General features: G+C 69.1%; 9 protein-coding genes and 2 rRNA genes. 4 read left to right on the forward strand and 7 right to left on the reverse strand.

The genetic code is table 11. The features are described 5' to 3' along the window. Window positions 1-3: 3 nt before the first annotated feature. Genes DDQ50_RS14215 through DDQ50_RS17625 form a run of 3 tightly spaced genes read right to left on the reverse strand, consistent with a single transcriptional unit; the run spans window position 4 to window position 1,845 of the window. Window positions 4-915, reverse strand: coding sequence for an NAD kinase (locus tag DDQ50_RS14215; RefSeq protein WP_116757335.1), 912 nt, complete (start codon window positions 913-915; stop codon window positions 4-6). A 2-nt stretch (window positions 916-917) separates the two neighbouring features. Beyond that, window positions 918-1,727, reverse strand: a complete 810-nt coding sequence (locus DDQ50_RS14220; RefSeq protein ID WP_116757336.1) for a TlyA family RNA methyltransferase — start codon at window positions 1,725-1,727, stop codon at window positions 918-920. Beyond that, the gene (locus DDQ50_RS17625; RefSeq protein WP_276308409.1) at window positions 1,714-1,845 is read right to left on the reverse strand and encodes a hypothetical protein; all 132 of its coding nucleotides are present in this window, start codon (window positions 1,843-1,845) and stop codon (window positions 1,714-1,716) included. The genes DDQ50_RS14220 and DDQ50_RS17625 overlap by 14 nt, the downstream gene beginning before the upstream one ends. 120 nt (window positions 1,846-1,965) lie before the next feature. On the opposite strand from DDQ50_RS17625, the gene DDQ50_RS14225 reads away from it, so the two are divergent. From DDQ50_RS14225 to DDQ50_RS14240, 4 genes are read left to right on the forward strand one after another with little or no spacing between them, the layout of a single operon-like run. Further along, complete coding sequence (locus tag DDQ50_RS14225) at window positions 1,966-2,997, forward strand: iron-siderophore ABC transporter substrate-binding protein (RefSeq protein ID WP_116757337.1); 1,032 nt, start codon at window positions 1,966-1,968, stop codon at window positions 2,995-2,997. Beyond that, window positions 2,994-4,049, forward strand: coding sequence for a FecCD family ABC transporter permease (locus DDQ50_RS14230; RefSeq protein ID WP_205663642.1), 1,056 nt, complete (start codon window positions 2,994-2,996; stop codon window positions 4,047-4,049). The genes DDQ50_RS14225 and DDQ50_RS14230 overlap by 4 nt, the downstream gene beginning before the upstream one ends. Next, complete coding sequence (locus DDQ50_RS14235) at window positions 4,046-5,122, forward strand: FecCD family ABC transporter permease (protein ID WP_116757338.1); 1,077 nt, start codon at window positions 4,046-4,048, stop codon at window positions 5,120-5,122. Before DDQ50_RS14230 ends, DDQ50_RS14235 begins: the two co-directional genes overlap by 4 nt. Continuing rightward, window positions 5,119-5,949 carry an ABC transporter ATP-binding protein gene (locus DDQ50_RS14240; protein WP_116757339.1) on the forward strand — a complete coding sequence of 277 codons (831 nt, stop codon included), beginning with the start codon at window positions 5,119-5,121 and terminating at the stop codon, window positions 5,947-5,949. The genes DDQ50_RS14235 and DDQ50_RS14240 overlap by 4 nt, the downstream gene beginning before the upstream one ends. A gap of 57 nt (window positions 5,950-6,006) precedes the next feature. Here DDQ50_RS14240 and DDQ50_RS14245 read toward each other — a convergent pair whose 3' ends face one another. From DDQ50_RS14245 to DDQ50_RS14260, 4 genes are all read right to left on the reverse strand, one after another. Then, on the reverse strand, window positions 6,007-7,041 hold the full coding sequence (locus tag DDQ50_RS14245) for an HAD-IIA family hydrolase (protein WP_116757340.1): 1,035 nt from the start codon (window positions 7,039-7,041) through the stop codon (window positions 6,007-6,009). After that, window positions 7,022-8,110, reverse strand: a complete 1,089-nt coding sequence (locus DDQ50_RS17545) for a tetratricopeptide repeat protein (RefSeq protein ID WP_240614401.1) — start codon at window positions 8,108-8,110, stop codon at window positions 7,022-7,024. Before DDQ50_RS17545 ends, DDQ50_RS14245 begins: the two co-directional genes overlap by 20 nt. A gap of 73 nt (window positions 8,111-8,183) precedes the next feature. Continuing rightward, window positions 8,184-8,300 (reverse strand): 5S ribosomal RNA (gene rrf, locus DDQ50_RS14255). Window positions 8,301-8,458: 158 nt separating this feature from the next. Then, window positions 8,459-8,558 (reverse strand): 23S ribosomal RNA (locus tag DDQ50_RS14260); the annotation flags it as partial.

The following is an 8,558-nucleotide window of genomic DNA, read 5'->3' on the forward strand; positions in this document are numbered from 1 at the left end:
CGCTCATCGGTCGGCCGGTCCACGCCATCCGGCGACCGGGAGGTCGAATTTGCGGACGAGCCGGTCGGTGAACACGCCGCGCTGGAGCCGTGCGAGACGGACGGGCGTGGCCGACTTCGTCGCCTCGACCCGTGCTCCCGGCGGCAGCTCGTGCGTGCGGCGGCCGTCGCAGAAGAGGACGCCCGTTCCGTTGTTCCGGCGCTGGACTTCGATGGCGAGCATCGAGGTGGGGGCGACGACCAGAGGACGAGCGAAGAGGGCGTGGGCGGCGAGCGGGACCATGAGGATGGCGTCGATGTTGGGCCAGACGACCGGGCCGCCCGCCGAGAAGGCGTACGCGGTGGAGCCGGTGGGGGTCGCGATGACGGCGCCGTCGCAGCCGAAGGCGGAGAGCGGGCGGCCGCCGACCTCGATGATGAGTTCGAGCATGCGCTCGCGGCTGGCCTTCTCGACCGTCGCCTCGTTGAGCGCCCAGCTCTGGTAGACCGTCTCGCCGTCGAGGAGAACCCGCACGTCGATCGTCATGCGCTCCTCGACGACGTAGTCACGGGCGAGAGCCCGACGGAGCGTCTCGCCGAGGTCGTCGCGCTCGGCCTCGGCCAGGAATCCGACATGCCCCAGATTGACTCCCAGGAGCGGGACGGTGGAGCCGCGGACCATCTCGGCCGCGCGCAGGATGGTTCCGTCGCCGCCCAGGACGATGACGAGCTCGAGCGATTCGGGATCCACCTCGTCCAGCAGCGCCAGACCGTCGAGGCGGGGTGCGTAGGCGAGCAGGTCGTCGCGCTCCGCCGCGTTGAGAACGGGCGTCACACCGGCTTCGCCGAGCAGGGAGATGACCTCGCACGCGGCGTCGAGCGATTCCTGCCGGCCGGTGTGGGAGACGACGAGCATGTGACGGGGTGACGCGGTCATGCTCACGCTCCTGCGATCGAGGGGATGCTGGCTTCCCATTCTGTCGGATTGACCGCCGGTGAAGCTCTGAGGTGCACCAGGTACTCGTGATTCCCCGCCGTTCCGGCGATCGGGGAGGGGATGAGTCCCGTCGTGCCGAGTCCGACGTCCCACGCCGCCCACAGGACCTGCGCGATCGCGTCGGCGCGCAGACCCGGATCCCGCACGATCCCTTCGCGGATCCCCGTTCGACCGACCTCGAACTGCGGCTTGATGAGGAGGATGACGTCGGCGACGGGGTCGGCGATCGACGCGAGTGCGGGAAGCACGTGGCCGAGTGAGATGAAGGAGAGGTCGGCGACGATCAGGGCCGGCTCCTCGTCCGACCCCGTGAGGGAGGCGAGGCGCGCGGGGTCGAGGTCGCGCACGTTGACGCCCTCGTGGCTCTGCACGCGACCGTCGATGGCGATCTCGGGAGCGAGCTGCCCATGTCCGACGTCGACCGCGATCACACGTCGGACGTCACGGGAGAGCAGGACCTGGGTGAATCCTCCCGTCGACGCTCCGGCGTCGAGAGCGAGTCGCCCTGTCGGATCGATGCCGAACTGGTCGAGCGCGGCGATCAGTTTGATCGCGCCGCGACTGACCCAGGCGTCGTGCTCGCGCACGGCGATCTCGGTGGCATCCGATACCTTCAGCGACGCCTTGACCGCGGGACGACCGTCGACGGTCACCATGCCGTCGTCGATGAGCCGAGCCGCCACCGTCCTCGATCGGGCGATGCCCCGGGCGACGAGCGCAGCGTCGAGACGCGTCAGCTCAGGCGCGGCCATCGGCCTCGAGATCGGTGCGCAGCTTCTCGAGCAGGTCGGCGTACGCCACGGCCCGTTCCACGAGCGGCAGTCCGGCGATCTCCGCGAGCTGCTCGGACAGTCCCACCTCATCGGCCATGCACCAACGCTACCCCGCGACCTGCGGAGGTCCCGCGATCCGAATAGCGGGATTCGGGCGAGTGAGGTTAGCCTTACCTAGCAATCACGTCGCAGTCCATCCAGAACAGAAAGCAGGCACGTGTCCCTTCGCGCCCGAACACTCCCCTTCCTCGCCGTCCTCGGCGCCACCGCGCTCCTCGCAGGATGCGCCAGCGGTCCGACCGATGACGAAGCGGCGGCAGGATCGACGGAGGGCTTCCCCGTCTCGCTCGCCAACAGCTACGGCACGACCGAGATCGAGTCGGCACCGGAGAGCGTCGCCACCGTCGCGTGGGGCAACCAGGACGTCGCACTCGCTCTCGGAGTCGTCCCGGTGGGCATGCCCTTCATCACCTACGCCGACGACAACGGCGACGGGATCCTCCCCTGGGTCCAGGACGCACTGGACGAACTCGGCGGCGAGACCCCCGTGCTCTTCGACGAGGTCGACGGCATCAACTTCGAGCAGGTCGCCGACACAGCGCCCGACGTCATCCTCGCGGCCAACTCCGGACTCTCCGAAGAGGACTACAGCACCCTCACCGAGATCGCGCCGACCGTGTCCTTCCCCTCCGTCGCCTGGTTCACGACCTGGCGCGAGAGCACGCTCATCAACGGCGAGGCGCTCGGCAAGAAGGCCGAGGCGGAGGACCTGATCACCGACACCGAGACCGTCATCTCCGACGCCGCCGCCGCGAACGCCTCTCTCGACGGCCTCAGCTTCGCGTACATCTGGGTCGACCCGAGCGACCTCAGCACCATCTACGTGTACCTTCCCGACGATCAGCGGGTCGCCTTCCTGCACGAGCTCGGCATGGTCGACTCCGATGGCGTCACGCAGCTCGCCGGTGAGAACGACGGCGCGTTCTTCGCCACCCTCTCCTCCGAGAACCTCGACCTCCTCGCCGACGCCGACCTGATCATCAACTACGGCGGCGCCGACACCCTGGCCGCCATGCAGGCCAACCCGCTGCTCTCCGCGCTGCCTGCCGTGCAGTCCGGCGCGGTTGCGATCATCGACGAGTCCGACTCGATCGCCGCCGCCGTCTCGACCCCGACCGTGCTCTCGATCCCGTGGGCGATCGACGCGTACGCCGGGCTGCTCTCCGAGGCCGCAGCGAAGGTCCAGTGACCCGAACCCCTGTCGGCGAGACGCCGGTCGCTTCCACCGTGAAGCGACCGGCGTCTCGCCGTGCCCGCCTGACCCTCGGACTCGCGATCGGCATCGTCGGACTCGCCGTCGCATCGGCTCTGTCGCTCGTCTTCGGCTCGCGCATCGTCAGCATGGACGAGATCCTGTCCGGCCTCTTCAACAGGGATCCCGAGAGCTTCGGAGCCATCGCCGTCGCCTCGCGGATGCCCCGCACGGTGCTCGCGATCCTGGTCGGAGGCGCACTCGGCCTCGCAGGGGCCGTCATGCAGGGCGCCACCCGCAATCCGCTCGCCGACCCCGGCATCCTCGGGATCAACCTCGGCAGCGCTCTCGCCGTCGTCGTCGGCATCGCGGTGTTCGACATCGACTCCGCCCGCCAGTACATCTGGTTCGCGCTCGCGGGGGCCGCACTCGCGTCTCTTCTCGTGTACGCGATCGCGTCCCGCGGACGCGAAGGCGCGACCCCGCTGAAGCTCGCGCTCGCGGGGGCCGCCACCTCGGCTGCTCTGTCCTCGCTCGTCAGCGCCGTGCTGCTCACCCGCACGGACGTGTTCGACGTCTTCCGCTTCTGGCAGGTCGGCGGGGTCGGCGGTGCCGACTTCGGTCAGATCGCCGAGATCGCGCCGTTCCTCCTGGCGGGTCTCGTGCTCGCCCTGTTCAGTGCGCGAGGGCTCGACGTCCTCGCGCTCGGCGACGATCTCGCCCGCGGGCTCGGCGCTCACGTCGGCCGCTCCCGGGCCATCGCCGGACTGTCCGCTGTGCTCCTCGCCGGTGCCGCCACCGCCATCGCCGGGCCGATCGGATTCGTGGGCCTCGTCGTCCCTCACGCCGTGCGGTTCTTCACCGGACCGCATCACCGATGGCTCATCCCGTATTCGGTGCTGTTCGGAGCGATCCTCCTCGTCGTCGCCGATGTCGTCGGACGTGTCATCGCCCGCCCCACCGATATCCAGGTGGGCATCATGACCGCGATCATCGGCGCCCCGTTCTTCATCTTCCTGATCCGCCGCGCGAAGGTCCGCGAACTGTGACCTCGACCGCGGCATCGGCGCCCTCGTCCCGCACGCCGGAGCGCTCCACCCCGAGCGGGAGCACCGTCACGGCCGGACGCCGCGCCCGACGACGCCGTGCCGGACGGGTCGTGGCCGTGCTCGTCGTGCTCGTCCTCGGGCTCGTCCTCCTCAGCCTCACCGTCGGAGAGCGCATCTACTCCCCCGTCGACGTCCTGCGCGTCATCCTCGGTCAGGATGTTCCGGGCGCCTCGTTCACGGTCGGTCGGCTGCGGCTCCCCCGCACCATCACGAGTGTGTTCGTCGGGGTCTCGCTGGGACTCGCCGGCACCCTTTTCCAGACCATGCTGCGCAACCCCCTCGCCAGCCCCGACATCATCGGGATCAGCTTCGGCTCGAGCGCCGCCGCCGTCACGGCCATCGCCCTCTTCGGCGCGGGCGGCCCGGTCGTCTCGTTCATCGCACTGGCGGGCGGACTGCTCGTCGCCCTCGTCGTCTACGCGTTGTCGTACCGGCGAGGAGTCCTCGGCTCACGGCTCGTCCTCATCGGGATCGCGGTCGGCACCATGCTGGTCGCCGTTATCAACTTCGTTCTCACCCGCACCTCCGTCTACAAAGCGGCCGAGGCACTGCGCTGGCTGACGGGCAGCCTCAACTCCTCGTTCTGGGACGACGCGGCATCGATGACCCTCGCGGCGATCATCCTCGTGCCACTCGCCCTTCTCGTGGGGAGACGACTCGAGATCCTCGAACTCGGCGATGACTCCTCCACCGCGCTCGGTGTCCCCGCCGACCGCACCCGACTGATCATCATCGTCGTCGCGGTTGCTCTGGTGTCCACCGCGACCGCCTCGGCGGGTCCCGTCGCGTTCGTCGCGTTCCTCGCCGGCCCGATCGCCGCGCGACTGACGCCCGGCCGTTCGCTCCTCGTCCCCGCTGCGCTCGTCGGGGCCGCGCTCGTCCTCGGGGCGGATTTCATCGGCTCGCATCTCCTCCCGTACACCCTCCCCGTCGGAGTCGTGACGGGTGCCGTCGGGGCCCCGTACCTGCTGTGGCTCCTCGCCCGTTCCAACCGGAAAGGGGGCCGGCTGTGAACGCCAGCTCTCCCGCCATCCGAGCCGAGGGCCTCACCCTCGGCTACGACGACCGCGTCGTGGTCACCGACCTCGATCTCGAGATCCCCCGCGGCGTCACCAGTGTCATCGTCGGTGCGAACGCATGCGGGAAGTCCACGCTCCTGCGCGCCATGGCCCGCCTCCTCCCGCCCCGGTCAGGGAGGGTCGTGCTCGACGGTCGTGCCATCAACGAGCTGCCGACGCGCGAGATCGCCCGCACTCTCGGCTTGCTCCCTCAGACTCCCGTGGCCCCGGAAGGCATCGCGGTGGCCGATCTGGTCGGCCGCGGCCGTTACCCGCACCAGGGCTGGTTCCGACAATGGGGCGCTGAGGACGACAGCGCCGTCGATGACGCCCTGTCAACGACCGGCATCCTCGATCTCGCCGACAGGTCGGTCGACGAGTTGTCCGGCGGCCAGCGTCAACGGGTGTGGATCGCCATGGCTCTCGCGCAGCAGACGGACGTGCTCCTGCTCGACGAACCCACGACGTTCCTCGACCTCAACCATCAGGTCGAGGTGCTTGATCTGCTGACGGACCTCAACCGTGATCGCGGTACCACCATCGTCATGGTCCTGCACGACCTCAACCTCGCCGCCCGCTACGCCGCGAACCTCATCGCGATGAAGGACGGCAGGGTCCACGCGCAGGGCGCTCCCGCCGACGTGATGACGCCCGAGGTCGTCGAGGCCGTGTTCGGTCTGCGTTCCCACGTCATCACCGACCCCGTGTCCGGCACGCCTCTCGTGGTTCCGGTAGGACGGCACCACTCCGTCGGCCACGTGCCGCGCCCGCCGGCCCTCTGACCGCGCAGCCTTGCCCACTCCCGGCCCGCTGAACGCAGCGCGGCGAAGGGGCCCGGGTCAGGCGGTCTTGGCCGGGCGGTACAGCTCTTCCGGGACGTCCAAGGCGTAGATGGGGGTGCCGGAGTTCCAGATGACCGCGCAGGCGGCGCGGAGCAGATCGACGGGACGGTCGCCTGGGGAATCGATGACCACCCGGTTTCCGCGAAGCGCCACCTTCGCTGAACCGACCGTCGTGACGTCTCCGCGGGTCGTCGCCACCGGGTACGGTTCGCTGAGCTGCCGCAGGTCGTCGAGGATGAACGTGGGACGCATCTTGGCGTCGGCGGCGAGAAGCTGCTTGTTCCGATCGATCCCGGTCAGCACATGCACGGACGGCATGCCGGCGCGCACAGCTCCGAGGATGTCGGTGTCCAGCCGGTCGCCGATGAACAAGGGCGAGGTCGCGGCGAAACGTCGCACCGCCTCGTCGAAGATCGGCTTCTCGGGCTTGCCCGCCACCTCGGGGAGGATGCCGACGGCCGTATGCACGGCGGAGACGAGCGTGCCGTTCCCGGGTGCGATTCCGCCCGCGACGGGGATGGTCCAGTCGGTGTTCGTCGCAACCCACGGGATGCCGTTGCCCTCGGCGTCACGCGCGAGCGCGAACGCCGCCTCCGCGAGATCTTTCCAGCCCACCTCGGGTGCGAAGCCCTGCACGACGGCGTCGGGTTTGTCCGCAGCGGACCGCGTCACTCGGAACCCGGAGCGCTCGATCTCGGTGACCAGACCCTCGCCGCCCACCACGAGCAGCAGCGCCCCCTCGGGGACGAGGCCGCGAAGCAGACTCATCGCCGCCTGCGGTGAGGTGACCACGTCGTCTGCTGTGACGTTCAGTCCGAAGTCGGCGAGATGCTTCGCGACGATCGAGTCGCTGCGCGATGCGTTGTTGGTGATGTAGCCGACCCGGATCCCACTGGCCGCCGCAGCGTTGAGTGCGTCCACGGCGTAGGGGATGGCGTCTGGACCCTTGTAGACGACGCCGTCGAGGTCGGCGAGGATGACGTCGACGCCGTCGATCGGGGTGGCCGGCACGTCAGGCCTGCGTCGGAACATCGCCGGGCTCTTCGTCGTCGTCGATCTCGATGATTTCGATGATGTCGTCACCGTCGTCGACGGGGTCCAGGGCGTCCTCGGCGAGGTCGGCCCGGCTGCGCCACAGAGCGGCATCCTCGGCACGGCCGAGTTCGTCGAGCACCTCCGCGAAGGCACGGAAGAGTGGCGGGCTGTAGCTGAAGGCCTTCGTGCCGTCGAGCTCGGGGATCTCGAGTTCCGACAGGGCGTCCTCGGGCTGCCCGAGGTCGAGGCGCGCTCCGGACATCGCGATCGCGAGGCTGACACGGACGGGTGCGGGGAGCTGATCGCGGGGCACCGAACGTCCGAGCTCGAGGGCCCGGTCGGGTCGGCCGACACCGCGTTCGCTATCCACCATCAGCGGTAGCTGGTCGTTCGATCCGGAGATGCGGCGGTAGGTCCGCAGCTCGCGCAGAGCGAGGGCGAAGTCGCCGGTCGCATAGGCGGTGATGGCGAGGCTCTCGCGCACGACGGCGATCCTGCCCGCACGGCGCGCGGCGGAGAGAGCGTGACGGTGGGCCAGTTCTGGATCGTCGTCGATCAGACGGGCGGCCATGACGAGATGCTTGGCGACGTCGTCGGCGTTCTGCTTCTCCAGTGTCTTCAGCTGAATGCGGGCGCCCTTGTCGAGGTCCGCGGGTGCGACGTCGGCGGGGAGTTCGGGGTCGTCGTGGCGGGTGCGGACCGCGCGCAGGTCGGGACCGGTCGGCTCCTCGGAGTGGGGCCGTTCTCCGCTGGGCCGCCACGGTGCTTTGTCGCGGTTGACGCCGGCACGGGGTGCGTGGGCGCGTCCACTGTCGCGAGCTCCGTCACGTCCACCGCGAGGGGGGCCGTCGGTGCGGCCTGCTCCGCGGTAGCCGGCACCGCTGCCGGACGCTCCGTTGTTCGAGGGACCGCCGTTGCCGGATCCCGACCGGCCGTCGCGACCGCCGGGGGCACCATTGCCCCGGGGTCCGCCTCGTCCTTTGTCGTCGCCTCGTCCGCTGCCGCCGGCGCCTCGTGAGCCGCCGGGTGGGCGGCCTCCGCGGCCGCGGCCGTTGGAATCAGACATGTCGAGCCTTTCGGGGTTTGGGTTAACGAGAAAGAGGCCACCCGGTGATGGGTGGCCTCTTTTCGTAAAAGAAGTCCGGCGGTGTCCTACTCTCCCACAGGGTCCCCCCTGCAGTACCATCGGCGCTGAGAGTCTTAGCTTCCGGGTTCGGAATGTGACCGGGCGTTTCCCTCTCGCTATGGCCGCCGAAACACTATTGATGTTTCAAGCTGCCGCAGCACACCCGAAACCTCCGACATGTCAGAGATCTGGGGTGTTGTGCGGCGGTTCCCGTACATCGGGAACCACAAAGTGGACGCGAGCAACAGTCGTGCGATTCATACGCATCACACCCTCCAGGGGTGAAGTGTTGTCAATTTATCGGCTTATTAGTACCGGTCAGCTGCACAGGTCTTTAGTCCCTGCTTCCACATCCGGCCTATCAACCCAGTCGTCTACTGGGAGCCTC

Source organism: Amnibacterium flavum, assembly GCF_003097495.1.
GTDB lineage: Bacteria > Actinomycetota > Actinomycetes > Actinomycetales > Microbacteriaceae > Naasia > Naasia flava.